This window comes from Arcobacter pernae, from assembly GCF_049472135.1.
Lineage (GTDB): Bacteria > Campylobacterota > Campylobacteria > Campylobacterales > Arcobacteraceae > Arcobacter_B.
In genome coordinates, this window is sequence record NZ_JBMOVV010000013.1 from 26,534 (window position 1) to 53,136 (window position 26,603).

Below are 26,603 nucleotides of genomic sequence, written 5' to 3' on the forward strand. Positions count from 1 at the left end.
TTTATACTAAAGTAATTTACTAGAATTTATATGAAGTGTACACTCTTAATGCATTTGAATCTTTTAGAGTATCGCTAAATGAAGCATTTTCATACATAACTTTTGTTGAAAAGTTTTTATTAAAGGCATACTGAACAAATCCACCATATGCATCAATCTTATCTGAACCACCTAAGTTATTATCATCAGGTGATTTTACTTGACCTATATATGCAACAACTGTAGCACCTGCTAATTGTGTAGCTGCAACTGCAACCATTGTATCTGTATTTGCTTTATATGTTACACTTCCACCATGAACTGGTAATGCTGTATAACCTGAATCAGCACCATTTCCAGCACCTACAAATACATCTCCATCATCAGTAGTACTTGTATATAATCCAGTTAAATTAACCATTCCTATATTTCCACTAATTTTAGCACCATATAATCTACCATCTGATTTTGCATTACTCTCATTTTTAGAGTCAATTACTTGTAGTGAAACTTTTGCAATCTTTGCATCATAAACACCGTCTACATATAATGCATTTTTATCAGTATTTGCAGTAGCCCCATCTACATCTAAATATTGACCTTGTAGTGTTAAGTTTTCTATAGAGTTATTTTTTACATATAAAGTATATGCTCCATCCTCATACTTATCAAACTCACCTGGTTTTTCACTACCATCAGTTCTTCCTTGGAATTTGCTTACATATCCAGCAACTACAGTTGTATCAGTTAAATCAGTATTTGTTAAAGTAACACCTTCAAAAGACTCTTTAATCATTCTAGAACCAGACCCTGCAACTAACGGAGTTGAAATATATTGTCTACCAACCTTTAATGTTGTATTATTTAAAGTGTATGCTAAGTATGACTCAGACATTACAGCACCTGAAGCATCCATAGTAGAAGCAAAATCATTTGTTCCTTCAATTGATCTATCTACTACATGAGAAGCTTGAAATGTTACTCCTGCATGTAAACCATAAAAAGAACCTGTTACGATATTTATATTTCCACCTGTTACAAAAATATTATCGTTTTTACCATCTGCTGGGCTTTGTTTATCAAAGTATTGTGCTTTGATTTCACCTTTAATTTTTGAATTAGAAAATGCCTCTTCTAAAGTATCTGCAAAAACAGAACTAGTAAGTAGTAAACATGCAGCCATACTTAATTTTGTAATTTTTTTCATTTTATCTCTCCAAGATTTCGAAATTGTTTAGACTACCATACACGCGCAATATAATTGGTACTCTACAAGAATGATTCTAATTAAATAAAATCGCAAAATTATCGCACTTTTGAGAAATAAAAAAGGGGATACGGCATATAAAATGCCGTATTTATGTCTAAATCATTTTTTATAATGAAAGGAGAAACGAAGCGCTTTGAAGTTGTGTAAAGATAAAGCAGAAAGCATAATAAGTTTAAAAGCAAAAATATAGGTGCTACAATTTCAAATATATCTCTTTTATCATTTGCACCTATTTCAAAAATAATAATACAGAAAAGAAATCGCAGATTTATCGCAAATAAGCCTATTTTTCTTTTCTATACACAAAATCTAATAAATAGGAGATAGATTTAGTATATGCACTATCAATATTTTGTTTTTCATTATGTTTTATTACAACATTACATATCTCATCAATTTCAAGTTCTCTTTTAAATTCCCTATCTACTAACATAGATGGTTTAATTGAGTCAAAGTTTTTGATAAGCTCATACATTTGATTTAATTCATCATCATTTATAAAAACATTTGCAGCTTTTGCAGCACTTTGTGTTTCCTTCATCAAACCATAAACTAAAGAAGAAAGCTTTTCATTGTTCATTAAAACACCTGTTTTAATCTCCAATAAAGCACATATGGCATTTACTCCATTATTTATAATAAGCTTTTTCCATAACTCTTTATTTATATCATCTACAACTTCGCATAAAATATCTGCCTTATTTATAGTTTTATTTAGTTCATTTAGAAATTTAGTGTTCTGTTTTGTTTTACTTATTGAACCAATTAAAGTTTCTACTTTTCCTGTTGCTTCAATAACTCCTAATTCAATAATATGAGCACCTATTTTTCTTGTTAGAGCTCCTAATATTTTATCACTTGGAAAATATTCACATAAAATCTTTTCATTTTCAACACCATTCTGTAAAGATAAAATATAAGGTATATTATTTAAAGGCTCTATTTTCTCTAAAAGTTGTTTGGCTATTGTTCTTGTAGTATTTGATTTTGTAGTAAGAATTATTATATCGATATTTAAAGAAGAAAAATCGATATCTTTTAACTCAGAAATATTTACATTTTCTAAAAAAGAAAACTCAGGATGACTCACTTTTAAACCATTTTTCTTTATAGCTTCTAAATGAGCCCCTCTTGCAACAAATGTTACATTATTTAATGAACTTAATAATCTAGCTCCGTAAAATGCTCCTATTCCACCTGTACCTAAAATTAAAAAGTTCATACACTTATCCTTTATTCTAGAAAGAAGTCTTCTAGTAATTTATTAAATCTATCTTTATGTTCAATTTGACTCCAATGTCCACACTCACCAAAACTGTGAAGTTGTGATTTGTTGATTAAACTATGCAATCTAATTGAGTTTTCAAAAGGAATAACTTTATCATCTCTTCCATGAATAATCAATACATCATTTTTTATTTCTTTAATATCTTCTTCATCACTTGCCATTGCTTTTACACTATTTTGTCTTGGTTGGGGGAACATTGAACCAAAAGATTCTTGAAACCCTGGTCTAATACTTGCTTCATATCTCATTTTTGCTAAATCATCAGTTACAAGTTCTCTACTATATGCAAAAGTATCTAATAATACTTTCATATTCTCTATACTTGGTGTATATCCCCAAGCTTGGTCAAGCCCTGCTGTGATTTCAAATTCAACTCCCATTGCACCCATTAAAACAATTTTATCAAATCTTTGAGGGTATTTTATAGCTAAACATAAAGCTAATCCTCCCCCAAAAGAATTACCTACAAGATGAGCTTTTTCTATATTTAAAGCATCCATTAAATCTATAATTTGTTGTACCCATACATCCATACTATATGTGATACTTTCTGGTCTATCACTATAACCAAAACCAACCATATCAGGGGCAATCACTCTAAACTTTTTAGAAATTTCTGGCATAGCTAATCTCCAGTTTGCATATGCAGAAACTCCTGGTCCTGAACCATGCATGAAAATTACTGGTTCCCCCTCACCTAAATCATGATAATTTGTGTTAAAACTTCCTGTTTTTATACTTTTTGCTATTTCTGGATTTGACATTTTTACTCCTTATTTAAATTAAACTCTTTTGCTAAAAGTTCGTATGACCTTTTTCTATGTTCAAAAGAATAAGTCACATTCACAACAATTACCTCATCAACTTCATATTCCAAAGCTAACTGCTCTATTTGTTCTTTACACTCTTTTGCATTTCCTAATATCATGCTATTCATTGTTTCTTCATAATATTTTTTATCTTCCCAACTCAACTCTTTTATTAACTCTTGAACTTTTTGTGGGCTTTGTAAATCATCTCTTAATGGATGTCTAAAAGCTTGTAACTTCCAATAAGTATGAGTACTTGCAATATATCTTGCTTCTTCTTTATCATTTGCAACTATACAAGCAACAGCAATACTTGCTTTTGGTTCTTTAAAATTAAGGCTTTTATTAAAACTCTTTTTATACTCTTGAATTATAGAAGGTGATCTTTCATGTGTTCCAATAAATAGTGCTAAAATAAAACCTGCACCTAAAACACCGGCTAAAGAAGAGCTAGAATTGCTAGAACCAAGCAAATATACTGGTGTACTATTTTCTTGAATAGGAGATAAACCAAGTTCCTTAAAAGGAGAGTTTAAAGGAGCTGCTTTATCAAGGTAGTTTATAAGTTCATATGCTTTATTAGAATAATCACTTTGATTTGAGTGTAAGGCTCTAGTAGCTAAAAAACTTCCACCACTAGCTCGCCCTATTCCTAAATCAATTCTATTATTGTATAAAGCAGTAAGTGTATTAAATGTCTCAGCTACTTTAAAAGAGCTGTAATGATTAAGCATAACTCCACCACTACCTACTCTAATTTTTGAAGTATTAGAAGCTACTGCCCCAATCATAATCTCAGGAGCACAAGAAGCATATCCTGGTGTATCATGATGTTCTGCTAATAAATATCTATCATAACCTAATTCTTCGCAAAGTTTAGCTAACTCAATAGTATCAAATAATCCTTGTTTTGCTTCTTTTCCATCATGAATAGGAGATTGATCTAATACACTTAACTTTAACACTTTATCGCCCCATCTTTTTTACACTTTCTCCACCTATTCCAAAGTGTTGTTTTGGCATTTCATTTAAGATTACCCTAACATTTTGTTTTGGTGCATCTATAGCTTCATGAATTGCTTGGGTAACTTTTTCTATAAGCTTCTCTTTTTGCTCATCAGTTCTACCCTCAATAATATTAATCTGTGCAATTGGCATAACAGTTCCTTTTTTAATGTCCCATCAAAAAAGGGACCATTTCATTTTTAATTTCTTTTATCGGTAAAAGTAAATTTTACCTAAAGAAACAAACCCTAAAGAGAGCAACGAGTTGCTCTTATTTTCTATACAAATTTCATAGTTAAAGTTCCAAGATCTTGGAACTTAACAGTTACATTATCACCTTTATTAACAGTAGTAGCAGCTGTAATTGCTCCACTTAATATATACTCACCTGCTTTTAATTTTTCACCTCTTTCACTTAGCATATTAGCAAGCATAGCAATAGCAGTTGCTGGATGTCCAAGAACAGCAGCTCCTGCTCCAAGTTGTACAACTTCACCATTTATTTCCATTACTACACCAAGTGTTTTTAAGTCTATATCTTCAACTTTTCTAGCTCTACCACCTGATACATATCTAGATGATGATGAGTTATCAGCAATTACAGATTTTAAATCAAATTTAAAATCCTTATATCTTGAATCAATAATCTCAACAGCAGGCATTACAAAATCAGTAGCAGCTAAAACATCACCAATATGACATCCAGGACCTTGAAGATCATCTTTTAATACAAATGCAATCTCAGCTTCAACTTTTGGATGAACTAACTCATCAAAAGGAATTTGTGCCCCATCTCCATATGCGAAGTAATCAGCTAAATATCCATAACAAGGATTTTCAACACCCATTTGTTTCATTTTAGCTTGAGATGTTAATCCCATTTTCATACCAACAATCTTATGACCTCTAGCCTCTTTTGCAGCTCTTGCAGTCCATTGAATATCATATGCATCTTCATATGTCATTTCCGGATAATCATCAGTGATTTTAGTAATCTCATATGCTTGTAATTCAGCATCTTCACAATGCTTTGCAAGTTTTTCTATTGTAGCTTTATCTAATGCCATTATAATAACCCTTTTGCTTTCGCTAATTCCATAGCACAATCATCAATCATATCTTCTTGACCACCAATCATTCCTCTTTTACCTAACTCTACAAGTAAAGTTCTAGCATCTATTCCATACTTTTCTTCGGCTCTTCTTGCAAATAGTAAAAATGACGAATAAACCCCTGCATATCCTAAAGTAATAGAGTCTCTAGAAATTCTTGTAGGTTTCCCCATAATAGGAAGTGCAATATCCTCAGCAGCATCCTCAATAGCTTCTAAGTTAATACCCGTATCAACACCCATTCTATTACAAACAGCTACTAAAACTTCCGTTGCAGTATTTCCAGAACCTGCTCCAAAACCTGCTAGTGATGCATCAATTCTAGTAGCTCCTGCTTCAATTGCTGCAAGTGAGTTTGAAACACCCATTGATAAGTTATTATGTCCGTGGAATCCAAGCTCAATTTCATCACCAAACTCTGCTTTAAGAGCTTTTATTCTAGAACTAACCATATCAGGAAGTAAATATCCAGCTGAGTCAGTTGCATAAATAGTTGTAGCACCATAAGAAACCATCTTTCTAGCTTCCTCAACTAATCTTTTCTCATCAACCATATGAGCCATCATTAAGAATCCAACAGTTTCAATTCCCATTTTAGAAGCAGCTTTAATATGTTGTGCAGAACAATCAGCTTCCGTACAATGAGTTGCAACTCTAACCATAGAAATACCATGATCAACAGCTCTCTCTAAATCTTTTACAATTCCAATTCCTGGCAGTAAAAGAGCAGAAATTTTCGCTTGAGTCATATGAGGAACAACAGCATCTAACCACTCTTCATCTGTATGTCTTCCCCAACCATAGTTAAGTGATGAACCACCAAGACCATCACCATGTGTAACTTCAATTAAAGGAACACCTGCTTGATCCATAGCTTTTGACATATTTGTCATCTCTTCAAGTGAAAATTGATGCCTAATTGAGTGCATTCCATCTCTTAAAGACATATCATGAATTTTGATTTTTTTACCTTGTAAATCCATCTTATAACTCCTCTTGTGTGCTTGAAGCATCACTTGTCATTTCATTTGCAATAACTGTATTAGCAATATTTATTTTTTGACCCATTTGCTCAGCAATATTTGTTGCTGCTGCTGTAATAATGTCTAAGTTACCTGCATATTTAGGTAAATAATCACCTAGTCCTTCAATCTCTAACCAAATAGAGATTTTTTTACCATCAAAAACTGGTCCATTTTTTAATACATATCCAGGAATAAACTTCTGCATAGTTTCAACCATTTCATGAATCGATTTTGTAATAGCTTCTGGATCTGGCTCTTCTGTAGTTAAACAGTGAATAGTATCTCTCATCATAAGTGGTGGCTCAGCAGGATTTAAAATAATAATAGCCTTACCTTTTTTAGCCCCACCAACTTGCTCAATTCCAAGCTTTGTAGTTTCTGTAAACTCATCAATATTTGCTCTAGTTCCTGGTCCTGCTGATTTAGAAGCTGCAGTTGCTACAATCTCAGCATACTCTACTTCTTGAACTTTCGATACAGCTGCAATCATAGGAATAGTTGCCTGACCACCACAAGTAACCATATTTACATTTTGAGTATCTTGCTCTAACAACTCTTCCATATTTACAGAAGGTACACAAAATGGTCCAATTGCAGCAGGAGTTAAGTCAATAACTTTTACACCTTTTTCTGCAAGTTTTCTATTATTCTCACCATGAACATAAGCAGAAGTTGCATCAAATGCAATCTTTACTTCATCCTCTTCAATAAAAGGAAGTAAACCATCAACACCATCTGCTGTGATTTTCATTCCGTCTTTTTGCGCTCTTATTAAACCATCAGACTCAGGATCAATTCCTACCATCCATAATGGATTTAAAACTTCACTTCTTTTTAGTTTATACATTAGGTCTGTTCCAATATTTCCAGACCCAATTAATGCACAATTGATTTTTTTAGCCATTTTTACACCTTATTCAAATCTAATTGAGGCAGAACCTATTCCACCAATACTAGCAGTCATATTATCACCTGGTTTAATATCAACCATTGCACATAAAGCTCCTGATAAGATAACCTCACCTGCTTTTAGTGACACACCAAATTCTCCAAGTTTATTTGCAAGCCAAACTACTGCATTTACAGGACTTCCAAGTGCAGCAGCTCCTGCTCCTGTATGTAATAACTCACCATTTCTCTCTAAAGTTATCCCACAAGTTGTTAAATCAACATCTAAAGGAGATACACTCTGACCTCCAAATACCATATATCCGCATGAAGCGTTATCTGCTACTGTATCTTGGATTTTGATTTTCCAATTATCAATTCTAGAATCAACTATTTCAAAACAAGGCATTACAAATTTAGTAGCTTTTATAACATCAGCAGCAGTAACTCCAGGACCACATAAATCTTCTTTTAAAACAAAAGCTATTTCACCCTCTGCTTTTGGTTGAATCATTCCATTAGTCACATCAATCACATCACCGTCTGAATAAATCATATCTGATAAAAGGTAACCAAAATCAGGCTGATGAACACCTAACATGTCCATTACAACTTTTGAAGTAACACCAATCTTTTTACCAATGATTTTACTTCCATCATTTTCCATTCTTAATTTTAAAAAATGATGTTGAATTGCATATGCATCTTCAATTGTTGAATCAGGTTCTCTGTTTGAGATTGGTTCAATTGAGTAATTACCCTTTAAAGCTTCATATAACTCTTTTCCATATTTTTCAATTTTTTCTTGTGTCATTGCCATAAAAAATCCTTACATCTTTATACATACATTTTTAAGTTCAGTATAGAATTCTAAAGAGTGATGACCACCTTCTCTACCAATACCTGAACCTTTCATACCACCAAATGGTGTTCTTAAATCTCTTAAGAACCATGAGTTAATCCAAACAATTCCAGAATCAATTTGAGAAGCTACTCTATGGGCTTTATCTAAATTTTCAGTAAATACTGTAGATGCTAATCCATAATCAGTATCATTTGCCATTTTGATTACTTCTTCCTCTGTATCAAAAGGTGCAATATGACAACAAGGTCCAAATACTTCTTGTTTTACAACAGTTGCATCTTCAGAAAGTCCAGTCCAAATAGTAGGCTCAACAAAGAATCCATTTGCTAATTCACCGTCCATTTTAGGAGCACCTCCACCTAAAATTACATTTGCACCCTCTTTTTTAGCTATATCATAAAACTCTAATACCTTATCTCTATGAGCAGCACTTACAACTGGTCCCATATCAACTGACTCGTCATTATGAATTCCAAGTTTTAATTTTGAAGCTGATTCTTTTAATCTTGATACAAACTCATCAAAGATTGGTCTTTGAACATAAACTCTTTCCGTTCCAAGACACACTTGTCCAGAGTTAGCAAAACATGATCTTGTTGTTTCATGGATTGCCTTATCCATATCACAATCAGCAAAAATAATTGCAGGGTTTTTACCACCTAACTCTAAAGATACATCCCTTACTCCTTGTGAGCAAGCTTTCATAATCATTTCACCAGTTTTAGTCTCTCCTGTAAATGTTAATGCATCTACGTCTTTATGAGCTGTTAGTAAATTTCCTGTTATTGAACCTTTACCTTGAACAACATTATATGCACCAGAAGGAACACCTACTTTAGACATTACTTCACCTAGTAAAGAAGTTGTTGTTGGAGTTACTTGAGAAGGTTTAACTACTACTGTGTTTCCACAAGCCATTGCAGGACCTACTTTCCAAGTCATAAGAAGTAAAGGTAGATTCCATGGAGAAATAACTCCAATAACTCCTTTTGGTTTTCTCATTGAGTAATTAAGCATTTTTCTACCATCAGGAGTATCTGCTCTATATGCCTCATCTGCATAAGATTTCATAGTATCTGCAAATACTTTGAAGTTTGCAGCTCCTCTTGGAATATCAATATGTCTTGCAATTGAGTATGGCTTACCTGTATCTAAACACTCAGCTTCTAAAAAATCATCAAATCTTCTATCAATCTCATTTGCAATTTCATACATCATGGCAATTCTATCATTTAACTTCATTTGCCCCCATTCACCAGTTAAAGCTGCTTTTGCTGCTGCAACTGCTGCGTTTACTTCTTCTTCTCTTCCAAGAGCTACTTTTGATAGAAGTTGTCCATTCATTGGGTTAATATTGTCAAAAAACTCCCCACAAGCTGAATCTAAAAACTGTCCATTAATATAGTGTTGTACTTTATTCATTATTTAATCCTAATCTTTCTATTGCATATTTTGCACAAATAATATCTTCTTGTTCTGTTCCACCTGAAACTCCTATAGCTCCTACTTTTTCTTTATCTTCAAAGATAGTAAGACCACCACCAAAAGGTATTAACCTTGCTCTATTAGAAAAGCCTTGTTCTAAATGAGGTTCATTTTTAAAAATTTCAGTCCAAGTATTTGAGTCAAACCCAAAACTTGCACTAGTATAAGCTTTGTCTTTTGCTATTTGACTTGAATGGATAAATGAATCATCCATTCTTATAAATGCAAGTTCTAGTCCTTTTGAATCAGTTACACTTACATTTATTTTTATTTTTAACTCTTCTGCTTTTTGTACACTCAATTCACAAAGTTTTAAAGCTGTTTTACTTGTTAAATCTTTTGATACTTTAGTTAACATAATAAATCCTATGTATATACATTTGTAAATGATTCAACTGGTTGGTTCGTATGATAGAAAATCCCTTTCCATAAGCTTTCTTCATACCATGTAATAGGTGGCATATCAGGTTGAACCAAATATCCTAAACCTGCAAATGTTTCATTTCTATTTCCAGATGGGTCAAAGAAATAAATAGTATTTCCTCTTGTGATACCATGTCTTTGTGGTGTAACATCTACTTTTACATTATTTTTAGACATAATGTCTGCTGCTTTTAAAATATCTCCCCAATCATCTAAGAAGAAAGCAAAATGGTGTAATCCCATTTCAGGACCTCCAACAAACGCTAAATCATGTGGTGTAGTACTTCTTGCAAGCCAAGTTGCAGCTTGAATATCTCTATTAGGCCCTACAACTACTTGTTCTGTTAATTTAAAACTTAATACATCTACACAAAACTTAGTATTCTCAGCAACTTTATTAATTCCTTTTTCAGGATTTAACTCACACATTAATAAAGCGTGGTCTAACCAATGAGCTCCAACTCCTGTAAGACCATCTGGCCATGGATCTGGATTTTCAGTACCAACATCTTTTCCAACAAACTCTTTTTGAGCAAATAGGAACATTTCATGTCCTGATGGTAAATTAAACTTAATTCCTCTTCCACAGAAAAGTTCTTCACCCTCTTTTACATCTTGAACTTCAATTCCATAATCTAAGATTTTTTGTTTTAATACATCTAAATCAGAATCATTAACTACTTTGTAAGCAATATTAATAAATCCTGCTTCATTTGCAGGTGTTAATACTAATGAGTACTTATCCCATTCATCCCAACATTTAAGATAAACATTTCCTTTCTCATCTGTATGAGTAACTCTTAAATCCATTACTTTCGTATAGTGTCTTAAAGCTTCATCCATATCAATTACTTTGATATGAATATGTCCAATTCTCATAATCCCTTGATCCATACTAACTCCTTTTTTAAATTAAACTAGTCCAAATTTTTTGTCTTCTGTTTTTTTGCATTTCACTTTTCCAATAAACTCAAAATCTATATCTGTTTGAGGGTAAGCTCTACATGCTAAAACATAACCTTGTTCTCTCTCAGTTTGAGTAATGTGTTTTTCACTCATATGTGAAGTTTCTACATCACCTTTTAAAATTTTAATTTTACAAACACCACATCCTCCACCATGACAACCATTTGGTGCAATCTCTATTCCACCTTTTGCCATTGAGTTTAAAATGTGTTCTGTTCTATTTGCATTTACACTATTATCAAGTCCAAGCATTTTTAATTGAAATATTGAACCATTCATTGTTAATCCTTTGTAACATACAAACAACTTGTTATTTGTATTTTTACTATTTGAACTATACTTGAAAAAATTCGCAGAAAAATCGCAGAAAATCGCTTTTTTTAAAAAACTTTTAAAAATAAAAAAAGGCCCGCATTTGCAGGCCTTCAAGGTAAAAAATTAGATAGATTTAAATAGTGGTGAACGCTGATTTTCAGCATTTAAATCAGCTTTTGAGAAAAACTTTTCAGTATAAATATCTTTTTCAAAAAGTCTTCCTCTCATAAGTGTTGTAATACAAGCATCTATCATAGGTGGAGGACCACAAAGATAAGCTTTTTTGCCTGAAAAGTCATTTTCAAAAACTTCTTTTGCAGCATCATTTACAAAACCTTTTCTTCCTTCCCATGAAGGAGTATCTTCATCAGATAAAACAGGTACATAAGTAAAGTTCTCATACTTTTGTTCTAAATCTCTAAATAAATCAGCATAATATAATTCTTCTTCATTTCTAGCTCCATGGAAAAGTGTTATTTCTTGTTTGCTTCCATTCTCAAGTTGCTCTAAAATCATAGATTTTGGACTTGAAAGACCAGAACCTCCTGCAAAGAAAATCATAGGTTTATTTGCAGATTCTCTTACAAAGAATCTTCCATATGGCCCTGATATTTTCCTTCTAGCACCAACTTTTACATTTTTATGAATCCAAGGAGTTGCTTCTCCATCTGGAACTAAAGAGACATTTAACTCTACAATTTTTTTATCATTTGAAGAGTTACATAAAGAAAATGCTCTTGGTTCATCAAAGCCTGGTACATGATACTGTACATATTGCCCTGCTTGAAAATCAATCTCTTCATCTAATTCTATATAAATACCTTTGATTCTAGGTGTTAAATCTTTCACCTCAACAACTGTTCCCATAAAATCTTTTACTGGAATTGATTTAGCATCTGGATCTTCATCAACATCAGCTTCAATTACACAATCTTCCATTAGTGTAGCAGTACAAGCAAGACATTTTCCCTCATCTTTTTCCATATCCATAAGGGCAAAAGGAGAGGCTGCACCATAGTCAACCTCACCTTCTAAAACTTCTATCTTACAAGTACCACATAAACCATGAGAACACGCATGAGGAATATATACTCCCTGTCTTAAAGCAGCATCAAGAATAGTTTGACCATCTTGAACTTCTACTATATCTCCTGTTGGTTCTATTTCTACTTGATAACTCACATTCCTACTCCGTTAATTCCTGTAAGATTTGGTGTTTCAAATCTTACTAATGATTTATGGTCTATTCCATTATCTTCAAGTGATTTCTCAAAATCAGGAGTAAACTCTTCACCGTTTAATCTCCAAATAACAGAATCATCCCAAACTACTTTTTCAAAATCTGGATGGTCTTTATAACAACCTGGCATTACTTCATGCACTAATGCCTTAAAAGGCATTTGTGGTGGCAAAGGGAAAGCCATTGCTGAGTTTATTAACTTATGTTTATCCCAACCTACATATACAAGTTGATTACCATGAAACTTATCTACACTATCCATCATAATTACTGGATATTCACCTTTTGCTTGAATTGCCATTATGCTTCTCCTTTCCATTCTTTCCACATTTTTTCATCTTGAGAACCTACATAATCAAGATTGTCTTGTCCAAACTCAACTTTATACCATTTAAGAACTTCTGGAAGTGTAGCACCACCACAGTTTCCTTGGAAAATTTGATGAACTGGTAACCATGATTGAACATATTTCTCAGGTTCATTTTCAAAGATATCTTTACAATGATCTGAACAGAAATGGAATCTCTCACCATTGTACATAGTATCTCTATATGCAATTTGTGTTGGCTCACCCTTTTCAACTTCTGTTGCTAACATTGGTAATTGACAAGTTTGACATAACTGAGGAAGCATTTCAGAATAGTATCTTTTACCCTCTTTTTCCAACTTATCCCAATGTTCATATACTGGTCTATAGTATTTATCAAAAGTTTCTGGATACTTTTGGCTTAACCAGTCCATCTTTTTCTCATCTGGAATCCAAGTATGGAAAGGAGCTGCTGCGTTATGAGTATATAATGTCATCCAAACTTGATGAGAAATATGCTCTTTTTCAGCTTTTATTGTTGCTGCACAATCTGGAACTGTTATTCCATATCTTTCTAAGTCTTTAAATAATGCAACTGTATTTTGCTCAAAGTATAACTCCCAAGCTTCTTTCCATGATTGAGGTGATTCAGGTAACATATAATCCATCATTGCAGATACTAGTCCTAAAACTTTATATCCTCTCCAAGTCCACTTATCAATCCACTTTTGAACAATAGGAACATTTGCTGGATCTTGCTCTAATAAGAACTTAATAGCTTGTAAACCTAAAGTCATATGTCTTGCCTCATCACTTTGAGCTGAGAAACCAAATGTTACTGTTGCCATATCTCCATTAAATGCTGCACCACTCATAAATGGTACAAATAAAAGATTTGTTAATACATACTCAAAAGAGAATCCAATAGCAATAATAAACTCAAAAGGTCCTGCTGCTCTTGCATCATCAAAGAATGATTTTGGAACTGATAAGTACCATACTTTATCATGCCAATGTGCCCACTCAGAAAAACCATTAAAGTATTTGTTATAGTGACTTAATGTATGAATTTGTGTTTGAACGTGTCTTAACTCATCAATTGCTTGCATTTGACATGCAACTCTTGGACCATCACCTCTAAAAGCTCTTGCAATGTTTGCAAAACCTCTATGAGCTTGGTATTCTAAAGGAGAAACCCCTGTTAAAAATAGCTTTAATGCAGATACATATCTTGCATCTGTGATATTTTTTTGTCCATTATTTTGAGCAAAAGCATCAATGATTGCATATAGTTTTTTATCTTTTTCACCTTGGTATTTCCAGTAAGCATCCATTGTCATTCTAAATGGATCTTCCCAAGCTTCCCAATCATGAATTTTTATACCTTCAAACTTATCTTCAGGAAAAACATCATCCATATCTTGATATGTAGTTTCCCAACCAAGTCTCGTCATATACTTATATTTGTCCTTCATATTTAGACGTTTTTTTCTTTTTTGTGTACTCATAGTCATAATATCTTCTCCTAATTATCCCAATAAATTGTAAAGTGATCATAATCTTCATCAACATTTCCAGCAAGTGAAATTAATACTAATTGTAACTCTTGTGGATCCCAGTCTCTACCTAGTTTATCTGATACTGTTTGAGCATTGATAACCATCTTTTTTTCTGCTGAAATTTTCATCATTGCAGGTTGAGGCTCAACCTCAACATTTTCATTATCTTCTTTGATTGCTTCAATAATAGCTCTTGTTTCATCTACTGCTTGAAGTGCTAAAAATACCTTTGACATTTATCTTCTCTCCTATAGGTTTAAACCATTTTTATTTAATTTTACTACTAACTCATCTTTAATACTATTTACAGTCTCTTCAGGATTTGAAACTAGGTTTTTAGCAATAGCAAGTGTTGCATCATAAGCAATATCTATATACTTCGCACACCATTGATTTATAAGCTCTTTATTTTCTTGTGACTCTTGTATTGCAATTTTTATTGTCATATCAAGCCATCTTTCACACTCTTCATTCCATGATGTAATAAACTCTGTCATCATAGTTTGAGCAGTTCCACCTCTTTGATTTAATTCTTGTTCATATTTATTAAATACTAAAGGATGAATAAATCCATCAAATATTACATTTTGAGCAATATGCAATTCAAACCAATCTTCAAGTACAAAACTATCTTCCATAGCTTTTCTAAGTGGTTGTAATGACTCATCATTTAACCATCTATCTTTTGCACTATCTAAAATTGAAGGTTCATTTTCACCAAGTAATAATCCAATTCTTGTAAGATATTGAGCATTACCTAATCTATCTTCAGCATGGAACATATATGCATTTGTAAGTGCAGCACCATAACCTTCTGAACATAATTGAAGGTTATTCATATTTGCTCCCCACTCATAATGTCTAAGTGGTAAAACATAGTTTAAAATCTCTTGTTTTACATCTTCTGGCATTACTGCTAACATATCTCTTTTCTCAACAAAAACAAAATTTTGTTCAGCAACTTCTTGTTGTTTTGCTCTTGCCATTACATAAGAAGAGTAGTGATATTGTCTTGGATCTAAAAACTTATACCAATCTTCCATCTTTATTTCTGTTTTCTCTTTATCATATAACTCATACTTTGGATTTGCATATGGTCTATAATGAAAATTTTCAACTGGTTGAATATCATAAGTTGCTTCTTCATATCTTGAAGCCATCTTACCTTCACCAATTCTTCTTTCCACATGACCAAATGTTTCTCTTTTTGGTTTAATCTCAATACTTTTAATATCTAAAGACATATTCTTCACTCCTTTATTTACTTAGTGTTCCAACAACACCATACTGCCACTTATGTTTGTCGTTTTCCACATCAATTTCTTGTTCTTTAGTTAAATGCTTAACAGCATTTCTCTTACAAAACTCATCGAATTGCTTTTTTGGCAATGCAAGTTCAACATACATACATGGATCACCAATAGAAAAATCAAACTCAACTAAATCGTTTGGTTTAATATCAGTAACATGTACATATTTTCTTTTAAACGGTGATTCACTAGCCATAACACCAACCTTTTCAATTATGAATTTTTAATTCAATTTGAATCTTAATGGAAAAAAATCGCAAAATTATCGCAGTTATTATTGAATTTTTTTATTTATGATATAATTTTTCAAATTTACAAATAAGAGCGAAAAATGGGAAGAGTTAAGAACTATATATTAAATAATAAATCTATTCCTACAAAGTTTTCAGTAACTTATATAGCAATTGGTGCAATTGGTATTTTGTTTATTGATAGACTTGTAAGTGAGTTTTCAAAATACCACTCACTAAGTAAAGAAGGACCTTTAACTTTTGGTATTTTATTTTTGATTACTACAGGAATTATTCTATTTATTATGTTAAATCATATGCAAAAAGTAGTATCAAGAATAGAGAAATCATATAAAGAATTAAAAGATAAAGATAAAGAGAGACTTGTTCCTTATGAGTTTGCTTTAAATAACTCAATTGATGCAATTTATTGGTTTACATTAGATGCAAAGTTTATTTATGTAAATGAAGCTGCTTGTAAAATGATTGGAAGAAGTAAAGATGAGTTCTTAAATCATATGTATTTAGAAGATATGGATCCAAATTTTGATAGGCAAACTGCAAAAGAGTGTATGCATAATATTTACCATCATAAAGATTGGAGATTAGAAACAACTCAAATTAGAAAAGATGGCACTATTTTTCCAGTAGAAGTATCAGGGCATGGCTTTACACATAATGGACATGAGTATATTTGTGCTTTTGCAAGGGACATGACTCAAAGACAAGAGTATAGAACAAAAATCACAAAAATGAATCAAGAACTGCAAAAGTCAGTTGAAGAGAAAGATATCTTACTAAAAGAAATACACCATAGAGTAAAAAACAATATGGAGATAATCTCATCACTACTTAATATGCAAGAGCGACGAACGAAAGATAGAGATATGATTTATATTCTGCAACAAAGTAGAAGTAGAATTCATACTATGGCATTAGTTCATGAGTTTTTATATCTAGGGGAAAACCTTGCATATATAAATCTAAAAAACTATATTAAAAAATTAGTTGATGATATAAAAGAGTTATATATCTCTCAAAATACAACATTAAATGTTGATTTACATATTGACAATCTAAGTTTTTCTACAAATAGATGTATTCAAATGGGAATGGTTTTACATGAACTTTGCGTAAACTCTTTAAAATACGCATTTAAAGAAGATAGAGAAAACCTTCTTTGTATTCATATGAAAAAAGAAGATGAACAAATTCATGTCAAAATCAGAGATAATGGAGATGGACTTGAAGATATAGACTCTCTATACAAAAGTGATTCAATTGGAATGCAACTTATTCACTCAATCATTGAAGATCAACTTGATGGAACTATAGAGTTTAAGAATAATAACGGCTTAGAGTGTAATATAATTTTTTCTAAGGATGAAGGGGAGTAAATGAGTAAAGTAGAGATTTTAATAGTAGAAGATGAATCAATTATTGCACTAAATCTAAAAGAAACACTTTTTGAATTAGGATATAAAGTTTGTGGAGTTGCACCTAATAGATGTAAAACTTTAGCTTTATTAGAAAAAGGTGCTAAACCTGATTTAATTTTAATGGATATTTACCTAAAAGGTCCAACAACAGGAATAGAACTTGCAAAAGAGTTAAAAAACTCAATTCCAGAAGTACCCGTAGTATTTCTTACTGCAAATTCAGAGATTAAAACTATTAAAGAAGCTTCTGAGACTTTTGCTTATGGATATATAATCAAACCATATAAAAAACAAAGTCTTCATGCAGCAATTGAAGTAGCCCTTAGCAAAGCAAAAGAGGATAATGAAAAAATTAAAAAGCTTGATGCAGTTGAAAATATAAATAAAACTTTAGAGCATCAATTATCTTTAAATAAAGAGCAAAACCATAGAACAATACAGCTAAAATATGGTTATCTTTATGATAAAGAGACTAAAACTTTATATTATGGTGATGAGCCTATAAAACTAACTGCAAAAGAAAAAGAGATTATCAATCTTTTATGTAAAAGTGCAGGACAATTTGTATCACAAGAACAAATGGAGTATGCAATTTGGCAAGATGAACCTGCTGGATATGCTGCATTTAGATCTGTTTTATTTAGACTTAGAAATAAAATACATAAAGACTTAATAGTAAATCAAAACAACTCAGGTTATAAAATAGAGCTTTTCTAAAACTGCGATAATTTTACGATTAAATTCTACTAAGATGCCTTTATTTTTATAAAGGAGTATTAGTATGGATTTAAAGCTTGAAAATAAAACTGCTCTTGTTACAGGTTCAACTTTAGGTGTTGGTTTTGCAACAGCTAAAAAACTATGTGATGAGGGTGCGTATGTCTATATAAATGGAAGAAGTGAACAAAATGTTCAAGAAGCTATCAATAAAATAAAATCACATAATCAAAATGCAAAAGTTGAAGGAATAGTTGCTGATTTATCAAATAAAGAAGGTTGTGACAAACTAATAAAACAGCTACAAAAAGTAGATATTTTGATAAATAACCTTGGAATATTTGAGCCAAAAGAGTTCACAAGTTTAGAAGAAGATGACTGGCTTAAAATGTTTAATGTCAATGTAATGAGTGGAGTAAGACTATCTCAAAGCTATCTTCCTTTTATGTTAGAGCAAAACTGGGGAAGAATTATCTTTATTTCTAGTGAATCAGCATATCAAATACCAAAAGAGATGATTCACTATGGTATGACTAAAACTGCACAACTATCAGTTGCAAGAGGAATAGCAGAGCTTACAGCAGGTACTAATGTAACTTCAAATTCTATAATAATAGGACCTACAAAATCAGAAGGTGTTACTACTTTTTTAAATGACTATGCAAAACAAATGAACTTTACTTTTGAGCAAATGCAAGAAGAGTTCTTTAAAAATGTAAGACCTACATCACTACTTAAAAGATTCACAGAAACTGATGAAGTATCAAATATGATTGTTTACACAGCAAGTGCCTTATCTAGTGCTACAAATGGTGCAGTTTTAAGAGCAGATGCAGGTGTGGTTCAAAGTGCAATATAAAAGGATAATAAATGAAAAACTATGAGATATCACTAATAAGAGGCGATGGAATTGGTGTTGAAATTATAAATGAAGCTGTAAAAGTATTAGAGGCAGTTAGTAAAAAATGTAACTTCAAATTAGAGTATAAAGAGTATTTAATGGGTGGAGCAGCTATTGATAAAGTAGGTCACCCTCTTCCAAAAGAAACAGTTGATGGAGTTTTAAAATCAAAGGCTTGTTTGTTTGGTGCTATTGGTGGTGAAAAATGGGATAATTTGCCTAGACATCTAAGACCTGAATCTGGGCTTTTAAAATTTAGAGAAGAGTTAGGAGTATTTGCAAATTTGAGACCTGCTATTGTTTATGATGAGCTAACAAATGCTTCAACCTTGAAGCCTGAAATTATTAAAGGCTGTGATATTATGGTTGTAAGAGAGTTAATTGGTGGTATATATTTTGGAGAGCCAAGGCAAAATAATGGACAAAAAGCTTTTAATACAATGGTTTATACAAAAGAAGAAATCCAAAGAATAGGAAAAACAGCTTTTGAACTTGCTATGAAAAGAAATAAAAGATTATGTTCAGTTGATAAATCAAATGTTCTTGAAGTATCACAACTTTGGAGAGCAACTATGATTGAACTATCAAAAGAGTATCCAGAAGTGGAATTAACTCATATGTATGTAGATAATGCCGCTATGCAGTTAGTGCGAAATCCTAAACAGTTTGATGTAATAGTTACTGGAAATATTTTTGGAGATATTTTAAGTGATACAGCTTCAATGGTAGTAGGTTCAATCGGTCTTCTTCCTAGTGCTTCGACTGGAAATAAAACAGCAGTTTATGAGCCTATTCATGGTTCAGCTCCTGATATTGCAGGTTTGGGAATAGCAAATCCAATAGCTACTATTGAAAGTGCTAGTATGATGCTTAAGTATTCACTAAATGAAGAAGAAGCTTCAAATATAATTCAAAAAGCTATAAAAGATGTATTAAAAGATGGCTATAGAACAAAAGATTTAGCATCTTTTGATGCCAAAGAGGTTTTAAGTACTTCTCAAATGGGAGATATTATAGTTGAGTATATCAACAAATAAAATGAAGCAAAAGCTTCATTTTATTACTTGGTTTAATTCACACATTTTATCTCTATATTCATGTCTTTCATAAACACCAATTATTTTTAACTCTTCCACAAAAAACCTCAGCTCATCAAGGGCTAATTGCAATCTTTTTTCATCAGTATGACCGTATAAATCCACATGAAACTGAGTAGAGTACATACTTCCAATTCCTGAGTAACTCTCTATTTTAATTAAATCTATTCCATTTGTAGCAAAACCACCCAAGGCTTTATATAGTGCTGCTGGAATATTTCTTACACTAAAAATAAGAGAAGTAATATAAGATTTATTTTGTTCAAACTTTGGTACTCTTTTTTCTTTAGTTAAAACAATAAACCTAGTAACATTTCCTGCATAGTCTGAAAACTTTTCTTTTACAATCTCTAAATTATAAATCTTTGCAGCTAATGTTGAAGCAATTACAGCATGAGTTTTATCTTTTGATTGCTCTAATTTCATAGCAGAACCTGCTGTATCAAACTCTGATATTGCTTTTAGATTTAACTCTTTAATATTATTCATACATTGAGCTAGAGCTTGTGGATGAGAAGATACTGTTTTTAAATCTTCAAGCTTATAGCCTTTTACAGCAATTAGGGCATGCTCTATTGGATGAAAGTATTCATCTATAATATTTAATTGCATTTTAGGAATAAGTCTATAAATCTCTTCAACTCTACCTGCTGATGAATTTTCAATTGGAATAACACCAAAATCAGCCTTTCCTTGTTCAACTAATTGCATTGATTCCAAAAATGAATCAGAAGCTATAAAGTTTGAGTTTGGGAAAAGATTACTGCTTGCAAGGTGTGAATAAGCACCTTCAACTCCTTGGTATACAACAGTTTTATTCATAATACTCCTTTTTGCTATGAACAATTATATCTATGAAAATAAGAAATTTAAAATCATGCGAATGTTTCGCGATTTTATGATTTTATTTATTTCTTTGTCTATTATATGTGAACTCTAAAAGTGTTGAAATTGTTCTTGTATAAGGAGCATCAAACCCTTGCTTTTCACAATTTTTTATAACAACACCACAGATTTGCTCTAACTCTAAATCTCTATTATTCTCTTTATCAACCCACATAGATGGTTTTACAGATTGAAATTTTGTATAAAGCTCAAACATTTTTTTGGCATCTTCTTGAGTTAGATTTACACCTACAGCATTTGAAGCAAGAGCAGCTTCACTCATAAGTCCATAAATCAACTTTGATGTTTTTTCATTTTTCATCAAAGGACCTGACTCTTCCTCTAGTAAAGCACATATTGCATTTACACCATTATTAACTATTAGTTTATTCCAAAGCTCTAGTTTTATATTTTCACATATAATAGTTTTTGTTGGTGTTTTATCTAAGATGGCTTTTAACTCTTCTAAAAATTTACTATTCTTTTCATTTGGATTTACTGCACCAATTAAAGTTTCAACTCCACCCTCACAATGTACATGACCTAAAGATATAGTATGTGAAACAATAAGTCTTGTAAGTCCTCCTATTACATACTCTTTATTGTAATACTCTTCCATAATATCTTCATTATCTACACCATTTTGTAAAGATATAAAGTATGGAACTGAACTGCTATCTTTAGTCCATAATGCTAGTTTTTCAGAAATAGCTTTAGTACTCATACCTTTTGTAGCTATGAAAATTGCATCTATATTTTCTGGTTTATTTGTATTTGTAAACTCTTCAATATCTAAAGTTTCTATCTTATCTTCTAAAGTATAATCTGGATGAGTTACTTTCATTTTATTATTTTTTAAATATTCTAAATTCTCACCTCTTGCAATAAATTTTATATTACATCCTACACTATGAAGAATCATTCCATAAAAAGCACCTATTCCACCTGCACCTATTACAACTATATTCATTATTTAATCCTATAAAATATTCATTTTTTAAAATTGTTATTATATACTAATAGAGTATAATTAAAATAAAAAAGGTTAAACTTGATAAGACTTGGTTCAAATTCTCCTACAAGAGCATTAATACTTAAAAATTTTGGAATTGATTTTGTACAAAATGGAGGAAGTTTTGATGAAGACTCTATAAAAACTACTGACCCTAAATCCTTTTGTTATGAAGCAACTAAAGGAAAGTTTGATGAGTTATATAAAATATATGGGGTAGAAGATATGCCATTATTAGTTGCAGATTCAGTAGTTACAGCAAACAATAAACTTCTTAGAAAAGCAAAAGATGAAGCAGATGCAAGAGATATGTTAGAGCTTCAAAGTGGAAATGAAACCTCAGTTATAACATGTATGATTTACAAATCAAAAGAAAAAGAGCTAATAGATATTAGTATTACTACCTATGAATTTGATAAATTTGATGAAGTACATATGAATGAATATATTAAATCAGGTGAATGTTTTGGAAAAGCAGGAGCTATTATGGTTGAAGGCTTTTGTAAGCCATATATCAAAAATGTAAAAGGCTTTGAAAGTACGGCCATGGGTTTATGTGCCCAAAAATTAATCGCATTTATGTAAAGGATAAAAAATGTATAAAAGCTTTAAATCTATAATTAAAAATCAAAAAGGTGCAATAGAAAATATTCTTGTTGCAATTTTATTAGTAATGATTGGAGTAGGAGCTTTTATAGGTTTATCATCATGGATTGATGATGAGAATACAAAAGTTAAAGAAAAAACTACAACTCATATACAAAACTCATTAACTGACTCTAGTAATTGATTTAATAATATTTATGTAAATTTATTGTAAAATATTGCCCTGAAAGGTTAAAATGAAAACAATAATAAAACTATTTTTATTAACTACTATAATTACTCTATTTACTGCTTGTAGTAATAAAAATTTACCCGAACAATATGTTATAAACAGTGAATACAATAAGATTGAAATAAGTACTAAGAATAAAGGTATTCAAAAAAATCCTCTAAACACTTTATCAAAAAAAGAAAAAGAGTTTTTAGAAGTTATTAAAACAGACGCATACTCATCTTTATGTGAAAACAAAAATATTTATAGTAATTTAGAGAAAATTGATAATGAAATAGAACTAAAAAAAGAGTTAAGAGCTTTTTTTATAGTTTACGTTAATAACTTAGAGAATTCATGTATCGATACAAAATCATTCTATAAAGAACTTCAAAAAGCTCAATATAAAGATATGAAACACTCTTATGAAATATATACAAAAGACATAAACCAGAAAAATTTACTAAAAGACTATGACAACAAAAACTTATCAATAAAAACAATTTTAGATAATCACACACCTAAACATCCAGATTTTTTTAGATTTATCTCTTTTAAAAATAGCAAAAGTTTAAGTAAATCTCAAAAACATAGACTAAAACTAAATATTGAAAGACTAAAAGTTTTAAAAGAGTTTGATAGTAGTAATTTTATTCAACTAAATATACCTTCATACAATTTTACACTATATGAAGATGGAAAAAATGTAAAAAGCTTTGGTACAGTTGTAGGTTCTCCAAAAGATCAAACACCAATTTTGTCAAGTAAACTTTCATATTTTATAGTAAATCCTACTTGGAATATTCCAAGTTCAATTGCCAAAAAAAGTATTATTCCAAAAGCTTTAAAAGATAAAAAGTTTTTAAAAAAGAAAAATATTGTGATTAGAAAAAAAAGATATGATTTAGACTTAGATGAAGTTAAATTTGAAGATGTTAAATGGGAAGCATACTTAAAAGAAGATGTTAAAAATATTCCATACAAATTTATACAACTTCCATCAAAAACAAATGGAATGGGAAGAATAAAATATATGTTTGATAATGACCATGCTGTTTATATGCATGATACAATTGGCTCTTGGAGATTTAAAATCCCAAAAGAGAATATTAGAGCTGTAAGTCATGGATGTGTAAGATTAGAACATCCTCTAGCTTTAATGAAACACCTTACTAAAAACTATACTCCAAAAACATATCAAAGCGTAAGACAAACTTACAATAAAGAAGAAACAGACTCTATTAATTTAACAAAAAAATTACCTTTACATATTACATATATTACTTCATATATAAAAGATGGGAAGTTAAGATTTACAAATGATATTTATGGATATGATAAAATCCAGAAGTTAAATTATGAGATTTAAATAGGTAAAATAAATACCTATTTAATTAATGTTTTAATAGTTGTTAACATACCTGTATGTAAATTATAATTTGCTACAGGAAAATCTAGATTATCTTCATCAGTTAAATTAACTCTGTAAGAGTTTAAATATTTAGCTAAAATTTCTAAATCTATTGTTTCATAAGATACATCTTTATAAGAAGTTCTAACTAATTGTTTTTTACTATTTGATTCTTCTAAGATAAAAGCCATTGTTCTTAAACAAACTAAGTCAGACCATCTATAAAAGAACTCTTTATCTATTTGCTCTACTTTTCTTCCTTCTGGAGTAAAAAGTAAATTCTGTTCTCTAAGAGGTAAAAGTACTGAAAGAGTAGCTTTAATATAAGGCAAAATTTTCTCTTTCCAAAAATCTTCTTCTTCACTTTTATCTAAAGCTTTTGAGTACTCTTCTAATATCTCATCTAAAGAGGCTGTTTTTAACAGTTCATCCAATGATTTACTCATTATTTTACCTTTTTAACTAATTGTTCTGGAAGTAGTTGTAATGACTCTTCAACTTTTTTTGTATCACCATGATTAATAAAGTCATCTTCATACTCAAAAGATGTAAGTTTTACACAAACTTTCTCTTCATTTAAAAACTCTAAAATAGCACTTGCAACTCCACCTTGTTTTTGTGAATCACTAAATACATACCAATCATCATATTTTTTTGATAACTCTTTTAAAGTTTCTGTATCTAAAGGTTTTACAAATCTTAAATCTAAAATAGCAATGTTTTCATCATGTAAAGCTTCTGTTTTACAGGCTTTTCCAACTGCTGCACCATAACCTATAAATAGTTTATTTGAAGTACCTTCTTTTAAAAGTTCAGCCTTACCTAATTCAAAGCCTTCACTTTTATAATTAGTCTCAATATATGCACCTCTTGGATATCTTATAGCACATGGTTTATTTAAAGTATAAGAGAATTCAATCGCTTGATTTAAAGTTTCATTATCTCTTGGTGCAAATAAGACCATATTAGGAATAAATCTTAAGTATGAAATATCAAAAGTCCCTTGATGTGTTTCCCCATCATTCCCTACAATACCTGCTCTATCTATAGCAAATACTACTGGTAAATCCATAAGACATACATCATGAATTATTTGATCAAAGCCTCTTTGTAAGAATGTTGAATAGATTGTAATAAATGGTTTAAAACCTTCTTTTGCCATAGCAGCCATTGAAGTTACAGCATGTTGTTCAGCAATTGCAACATCCCAAAATCTATCAGGGAATTTATCCATAAGCTTATTTATTCCTGTACCACTTGGCATTGCAGCTGTAACACCTACAACGTTATCATGTTTACAGGCTAAATTAGTAAGGGCATCTGCAAATACAGCAGTTGCAGCTTTTGGAGCTTCTTTTTTTACAAATGCTCCATCTTCAACATTGAAAGGACCTACCCCATGCCAATGTTCATGTTGACCTTCAGCTACTTTATAGCCTTTTCCTTTTACTGTTCTTGCATGAACAATTACAGGTTTTTTCATAGCTTTTGCTATTTCTAAAGTATCAATAACTTCTTCTAAGTTATGTCCATCAATAGGTCCTATATAATCAATACCCATTTCTTCAAAAAGTATACCAGGAGTAATTAACTTCATAGCCTCTTCCATTCTTTTAGCTATATATGTTGTTCCTTCTGGCATATTTTTCTTAATAAAATTATCAACTTTTCCTTTGAAACCTTGATAATATTTTCCTGCTAAAAGCTTTGAAAGATATTTTGAGATAGCTCCAATAGGTTTTGCAATTGACATTTCATTGTCATTTAAGATAATCACAACTGGAAGTTTTAAATCACCTAATTCATTTAGAGCTTCATATACCATACCAGCTGTCATTGAACCATCACCTATCATTACAACAGGTACTCTGTCTTCTTTTTTTAGCTGTATTGATTTAGCAGCACCAACTGCTAATGATATAGATGTTGAACTATGACCTGCAACAAAATAATCTGCCACAGACTCTTTGGGTTTTGTAAAACCACTTAATCCCCCAAACTGTCTTATAGTTTCAAACTCTTCCCATCTTCCTGTTAAAAGTTTATGAGGGTAACATTGATGTGATACATCAAATATAAAAGGGTCTTTATATGCATCAAATACATAATGCATTCCAATTGTAAGCTCAACTGCACCTAAAGTTGAAGAGAAGTGTCCACCCTTTCTAGATACAACATCTATAATTCTGTCTCTAATTTTTTGAGAAATATCCTCTAGCTCTTCTAATGATTTGTTTTTTACTTCCAT

At 31.1% G+C, this 26,603-nt stretch carries 30 protein-coding genes; 7 read left to right on the forward strand and 23 right to left on the reverse strand.

Annotated features, from left to right (window positions below; all coding sequences use genetic code 11):
* Positions 1-19: 19 nt before the first annotated feature.
* From ACH5BF_RS12590 to ACH5BF_RS12680, 19 genes are all read right to left on the reverse strand, one after another.
* Complete coding sequence (locus ACH5BF_RS12590; RefSeq protein WP_423274602.1) at positions 20-1,186, reverse strand: OprD family outer membrane porin; 1,167 nt, start codon at positions 1,184-1,186, stop codon at positions 20-22.
* 346 nt (positions 1,187-1,532) lie between these two features.
* Complete coding sequence (locus ACH5BF_RS12595) at positions 1,533-2,471, reverse strand: ketopantoate reductase family protein (RefSeq protein WP_423274603.1); 939 nt, start codon at positions 2,469-2,471, stop codon at positions 1,533-1,535.
* An 11-nt stretch (positions 2,472-2,482) separates the two neighbouring features.
* Positions 2,483-3,301 carry an alpha/beta fold hydrolase gene (locus ACH5BF_RS12600; protein ID WP_423274604.1) on the reverse strand — a complete coding sequence of 273 codons (819 nt, stop codon included), beginning with the start codon at positions 3,299-3,301 and terminating at the stop codon, positions 2,483-2,485.
* A gap of 2 nt (positions 3,302-3,303) precedes the next feature.
* Complete coding sequence (locus ACH5BF_RS12605; protein ID WP_423274605.1) at positions 3,304-4,311, reverse strand: MsnO8 family LLM class oxidoreductase; 1,008 nt, start codon at positions 4,309-4,311, stop codon at positions 3,304-3,306.
* 1 nt (position 4,312) lies between these two features.
* The gene (thmT, locus tag ACH5BF_RS12610) at positions 4,313-4,504 is read right to left on the reverse strand and encodes a 2-hydroxymuconate tautomerase (RefSeq protein WP_423274606.1); all 192 of its coding nucleotides are present in this window, start codon (positions 4,502-4,504) and stop codon (positions 4,313-4,315) included.
* Positions 4,505-4,629: 125 nt separating this feature from the next.
* Complete coding sequence (gene dmpH, locus ACH5BF_RS12615) at positions 4,630-5,418, reverse strand: 2-oxo-3-hexenedioate decarboxylase (protein ID WP_423274607.1); 789 nt, start codon at positions 5,416-5,418, stop codon at positions 4,630-4,632.
* The gene (gene dmpG / locus ACH5BF_RS12620) at positions 5,418-6,446 is read right to left on the reverse strand and encodes a 4-hydroxy-2-oxovalerate aldolase (RefSeq protein WP_423274608.1); all 1,029 of its coding nucleotides are present in this window, start codon (positions 6,444-6,446) and stop codon (positions 5,418-5,420) included. Before dmpG ends, dmpH begins: the two co-directional genes overlap by 1 nt.
* Before the next feature lies 1 nt (position 6,447).
* Positions 6,448-7,392, reverse strand: coding sequence for an acetaldehyde dehydrogenase (acetylating) (locus ACH5BF_RS12625; RefSeq protein WP_423274609.1), 945 nt, complete (start codon positions 7,390-7,392; stop codon positions 6,448-6,450).
* Positions 7,393-7,401: 9 nt separating this feature from the next.
* Positions 7,402-8,196: a fumarylacetoacetate hydrolase family protein gene (locus ACH5BF_RS12630; protein ID WP_423274610.1), complete on the reverse strand. Its 795-nt coding sequence runs from the start codon at positions 8,194-8,196 to the stop codon at positions 7,402-7,404.
* A gap of 9 nt (positions 8,197-8,205) precedes the next feature.
* The gene (locus ACH5BF_RS12635; protein ID WP_423274611.1) at positions 8,206-9,663 is read right to left on the reverse strand and encodes a 2-hydroxymuconic semialdehyde dehydrogenase; all 1,458 of its coding nucleotides are present in this window, start codon (positions 9,661-9,663) and stop codon (positions 8,206-8,208) included.
* Positions 9,656-10,084 (reverse strand): GlcG/HbpS family heme-binding protein, encoded by a 429-nt coding sequence (locus tag ACH5BF_RS12640; protein WP_423274612.1) that lies wholly within the window; start codon positions 10,082-10,084, stop codon positions 9,656-9,658. The genes ACH5BF_RS12635 and ACH5BF_RS12640 overlap by 8 nt, the downstream gene beginning before the upstream one ends.
* An 8-nt stretch (positions 10,085-10,092) precedes the next feature.
* The gene (locus tag ACH5BF_RS12645; protein WP_423274613.1) at positions 10,093-11,043 is read right to left on the reverse strand and encodes a catechol 2,3-dioxygenase; all 951 of its coding nucleotides are present in this window, start codon (positions 11,041-11,043) and stop codon (positions 10,093-10,095) included.
* A gap of 18 nt (positions 11,044-11,061) precedes the next feature.
* Positions 11,062-11,394, reverse strand: coding sequence for a 2Fe-2S iron-sulfur cluster-binding protein (locus tag ACH5BF_RS12650; protein ID WP_423274614.1), 333 nt, complete (start codon positions 11,392-11,394; stop codon positions 11,062-11,064).
* A 159-nt stretch (positions 11,395-11,553) separates the two neighbouring features.
* On the reverse strand, positions 11,554-12,612 hold the full coding sequence (locus tag ACH5BF_RS12655) for an NADH:ubiquinone reductase (Na(+)-transporting) subunit F (protein ID WP_423274615.1): 1,059 nt from the start codon (positions 12,610-12,612) through the stop codon (positions 11,554-11,556).
* Positions 12,609-12,971 (reverse strand): phenol hydroxylase subunit P4, encoded by a 363-nt coding sequence (locus tag ACH5BF_RS12660; RefSeq protein ID WP_423274616.1) that lies wholly within the window; start codon positions 12,969-12,971, stop codon positions 12,609-12,611. The genes ACH5BF_RS12655 and ACH5BF_RS12660 overlap by 4 nt, the downstream gene beginning before the upstream one ends.
* The gene (locus tag ACH5BF_RS12665; protein WP_423274617.1) at positions 12,971-14,491 is read right to left on the reverse strand and encodes an aromatic/alkene/methane monooxygenase hydroxylase/oxygenase subunit alpha; all 1,521 of its coding nucleotides are present in this window, start codon (positions 14,489-14,491) and stop codon (positions 12,971-12,973) included. The genes ACH5BF_RS12660 and ACH5BF_RS12665 overlap by 1 nt, the downstream gene beginning before the upstream one ends.
* Before the next feature lie 11 nt (positions 14,492-14,502).
* On the reverse strand, positions 14,503-14,772 hold the full coding sequence (locus ACH5BF_RS12670) for an MmoB/DmpM family protein (RefSeq protein ID WP_423274618.1): 270 nt from the start codon (positions 14,770-14,772) through the stop codon (positions 14,503-14,505).
* 12 nt (positions 14,773-14,784) lie between these two features.
* Positions 14,785-15,780: an aromatic/alkene monooxygenase hydroxylase subunit beta gene (locus tag ACH5BF_RS12675; RefSeq protein ID WP_423274619.1), complete on the reverse strand. Its 996-nt coding sequence runs from the start codon at positions 15,778-15,780 to the stop codon at positions 14,785-14,787.
* Between the two features lie 13 nt (positions 15,781-15,793).
* Positions 15,794-16,042, reverse strand: a complete 249-nt coding sequence (locus ACH5BF_RS12680) for a phenol hydroxylase subunit (RefSeq protein ID WP_423274620.1) — start codon at positions 16,040-16,042, stop codon at positions 15,794-15,796.
* 135 nt (positions 16,043-16,177) lie between these two features.
* On the opposite strand from ACH5BF_RS12680, the gene ACH5BF_RS12685 reads away from it, so the two are divergent.
* From ACH5BF_RS12685 to leuB, 4 genes are all read left to right on the forward strand, one after another.
* Positions 16,178-17,473: a sensor histidine kinase gene (locus ACH5BF_RS12685; RefSeq protein ID WP_423274621.1), complete on the forward strand. Its 1,296-nt coding sequence runs from the start codon at positions 16,178-16,180 to the stop codon at positions 17,471-17,473.
* Entirely contained in the window at positions 17,474-18,232 is a 759-nt protein-coding gene (locus ACH5BF_RS12690) for a response regulator transcription factor (protein ID WP_423274622.1), read from the forward strand. It begins immediately after the preceding gene.
* Between the two features lie 64 nt (positions 18,233-18,296).
* Positions 18,297-19,091, forward strand: coding sequence for an SDR family NAD(P)-dependent oxidoreductase (locus tag ACH5BF_RS12695; RefSeq protein WP_423274623.1), 795 nt, complete (start codon positions 18,297-18,299; stop codon positions 19,089-19,091).
* Between the two features lie 11 nt (positions 19,092-19,102).
* Positions 19,103-20,170 carry a 3-isopropylmalate dehydrogenase gene (gene leuB / locus ACH5BF_RS12700; protein WP_423274624.1) on the forward strand — a complete coding sequence of 356 codons (1,068 nt, stop codon included), beginning with the start codon at positions 19,103-19,105 and terminating at the stop codon, positions 20,168-20,170.
* 15 nt (positions 20,171-20,185) lie between these two features.
* Here the strand turns inward: leuB and ACH5BF_RS12705 are convergent, their stop codons facing one another.
* Together ACH5BF_RS12705 and ACH5BF_RS12710 are read right to left on the reverse strand one after the other, a co-directional pair.
* Complete coding sequence (locus ACH5BF_RS12705; RefSeq protein WP_423274625.1) at positions 20,186-21,052, reverse strand: prephenate dehydratase; 867 nt, start codon at positions 21,050-21,052, stop codon at positions 20,186-20,188.
* Between the two features lie 82 nt (positions 21,053-21,134).
* Complete coding sequence (locus ACH5BF_RS12710) at positions 21,135-22,085, reverse strand: ketopantoate reductase family protein (RefSeq protein ID WP_423274626.1); 951 nt, start codon at positions 22,083-22,085, stop codon at positions 21,135-21,137.
* Positions 22,086-22,166: 81 nt separating this feature from the next.
* Between ACH5BF_RS12710 and maf the strand changes: the two genes are divergently transcribed.
* Genes maf through ACH5BF_RS12725 form a run of 3 tightly spaced genes read left to right on the forward strand, consistent with a single transcriptional unit; the run spans position 22,167 to position 24,313 of the window.
* On the forward strand, positions 22,167-22,712 hold the full coding sequence (gene maf / locus ACH5BF_RS12715; protein ID WP_423274627.1) for a septum formation inhibitor Maf: 546 nt from the start codon (positions 22,167-22,169) through the stop codon (positions 22,710-22,712).
* A gap of 10 nt (positions 22,713-22,722) precedes the next feature.
* Positions 22,723-22,917, forward strand: coding sequence for a hypothetical protein (locus tag ACH5BF_RS12720; protein WP_423274628.1), 195 nt, complete (start codon positions 22,723-22,725; stop codon positions 22,915-22,917).
* A 52-nt stretch (positions 22,918-22,969) separates the two neighbouring features.
* Positions 22,970-24,313: a L,D-transpeptidase family protein gene (locus tag ACH5BF_RS12725; protein WP_423274629.1), complete on the forward strand. Its 1,344-nt coding sequence runs from the start codon at positions 22,970-22,972 to the stop codon at positions 24,311-24,313.
* A gap of 17 nt (positions 24,314-24,330) precedes the next feature.
* On the opposite strand, the gene ACH5BF_RS12730 is transcribed toward ACH5BF_RS12725, so the two are convergent.
* Entirely contained in the window at positions 24,331-24,801 is a 471-nt protein-coding gene (locus ACH5BF_RS12730; RefSeq protein ID WP_423274630.1) for a hypothetical protein, read from the reverse strand.
* On the reverse strand, positions 24,801-26,603 hold the full coding sequence (dxs, locus tag ACH5BF_RS12735; RefSeq protein WP_423274631.1) for a 1-deoxy-D-xylulose-5-phosphate synthase: 1,803 nt from the start codon (positions 26,601-26,603) through the stop codon (positions 24,801-24,803). Before dxs ends, ACH5BF_RS12730 begins: the two co-directional genes overlap by 1 nt.

What these genes read in the sequence shown, in the direction of transcription:
- ACH5BF_RS12600 (WP_423274604.1), bottom strand. Translation starts at nt 3,301, where the DNA reads ATGTCAAATCCAGAAATAGCAAAAAGTATAAAAACAGGAAGTTTTAAC.
- ACH5BF_RS12705 (WP_423274625.1), bottom strand. Translation starts at nt 21,052, where the DNA reads ATGAATAAAACTGTTGTATACCAAGGAGTTGAAGGTGCTTATTCACAC.
- ACH5BF_RS12710 (WP_423274626.1), bottom strand. Translation starts at nt 22,085, where the DNA reads ATGAATATAGTTGTAATAGGTGCAGGTGGAATAGGTGCTTTTTATGGA.
- thmT (WP_423274606.1), bottom strand. Translation starts at nt 4,504, where the DNA reads ATGCCAATTGCACAGATTAATATTATTGAGGGTAGAACTGATGAGCAA.
- ACH5BF_RS12640 (WP_423274612.1), bottom strand. Translation starts at nt 10,084, where the DNA reads ATGTTAACTAAAGTATCAAAAGATTTAACAAGTAAAACAGCTTTAAAA.
- ACH5BF_RS12595 (WP_423274603.1), bottom strand. Translation starts at nt 2,471, where the DNA reads ATGAACTTTTTAATTTTAGGTACAGGTGGAATAGGAGCATTTTACGGA.
- ACH5BF_RS12665 (WP_423274617.1), bottom strand. Translation starts at nt 14,491, where the DNA reads ATGACTATGAGTACACAAAAAAGAAAAAAACGTCTAAATATGAAGGAC.
- ACH5BF_RS12625 (WP_423274609.1), bottom strand. Translation starts at nt 7,392, where the DNA reads ATGGCTAAAAAAATCAATTGTGCATTAATTGGGTCTGGAAATATTGGA.
- ACH5BF_RS12645 (WP_423274613.1), bottom strand. Translation starts at nt 11,043, where the DNA reads ATGGATCAAGGGATTATGAGAATTGGACATATTCATATCAAAGTAATT.
- dmpH (WP_423274607.1), bottom strand. Translation starts at nt 5,418, where the DNA reads ATGGCATTAGATAAAGCTACAATAGAAAAACTTGCAAAGCATTGTGAA.
- leuB (WP_423274624.1), top strand. Translation starts at nt 19,103, where the DNA reads ATGAAAAACTATGAGATATCACTAATAAGAGGCGATGGAATTGGTGTT.
- ACH5BF_RS12690 (WP_423274622.1), top strand. Translation starts at nt 17,474, where the DNA reads ATGAGTAAAGTAGAGATTTTAATAGTAGAAGATGAATCAATTATTGCA.
- ACH5BF_RS12695 (WP_423274623.1), top strand. Translation starts at nt 18,297, where the DNA reads ATGGATTTAAAGCTTGAAAATAAAACTGCTCTTGTTACAGGTTCAACT.
- dmpG (WP_423274608.1), bottom strand. Translation starts at nt 6,446, where the DNA reads ATGGATTTACAAGGTAAAAAAATCAAAATTCATGATATGTCTTTAAGA.
- ACH5BF_RS12725 (WP_423274629.1), top strand. Translation starts at nt 22,970, where the DNA reads ATGAAAACAATAATAAAACTATTTTTATTAACTACTATAATTACTCTA.
- ACH5BF_RS12730 (WP_423274630.1), bottom strand. Translation starts at nt 24,801, where the DNA reads ATGAGTAAATCATTGGATGAACTGTTAAAAACAGCCTCTTTAGATGAG.
- ACH5BF_RS12675 (WP_423274619.1), bottom strand. Translation starts at nt 15,780, where the DNA reads ATGTCTTTAGATATTAAAAGTATTGAGATTAAACCAAAAAGAGAAACA.
- ACH5BF_RS12650 (WP_423274614.1), bottom strand. Translation starts at nt 11,394, where the DNA reads ATGAATGGTTCAATATTTCAATTAAAAATGCTTGGACTTGATAATAGT.
- ACH5BF_RS12720 (WP_423274628.1), top strand. Translation starts at nt 22,723, where the DNA reads ATGTATAAAAGCTTTAAATCTATAATTAAAAATCAAAAAGGTGCAATA.
- ACH5BF_RS12660 (WP_423274616.1), bottom strand. Translation starts at nt 12,971, where the DNA reads ATGGCAATTCAAGCAAAAGGTGAATATCCAGTAATTATGATGGATAGT.
- ACH5BF_RS12685 (WP_423274621.1), top strand. Translation starts at nt 16,178, where the DNA reads ATGGGAAGAGTTAAGAACTATATATTAAATAATAAATCTATTCCTACA.
- ACH5BF_RS12590 (WP_423274602.1), bottom strand. Translation starts at nt 1,186, where the DNA reads ATGAAAAAAATTACAAAATTAAGTATGGCTGCATGTTTACTACTTACT.
- ACH5BF_RS12680 (WP_423274620.1), bottom strand. Translation starts at nt 16,042, where the DNA reads ATGGCTAGTGAATCACCGTTTAAAAGAAAATATGTACATGTTACTGAT.
- ACH5BF_RS12670 (WP_423274618.1), bottom strand. Translation starts at nt 14,772, where the DNA reads ATGTCAAAGGTATTTTTAGCACTTCAAGCAGTAGATGAAACAAGAGCT.
- dxs (WP_423274631.1), bottom strand. Translation starts at nt 26,603, where the DNA reads ATGGAAGTAAAAAACAAATCATTAGAAGAGCTAGAGGATATTTCTCAA.
- ACH5BF_RS12630 (WP_423274610.1), bottom strand. Translation starts at nt 8,196, where the DNA reads ATGGCAATGACACAAGAAAAAATTGAAAAATATGGAAAAGAGTTATAT.
- ACH5BF_RS12635 (WP_423274611.1), bottom strand. Translation starts at nt 9,663, where the DNA reads ATGAATAAAGTACAACACTATATTAATGGACAGTTTTTAGATTCAGCT.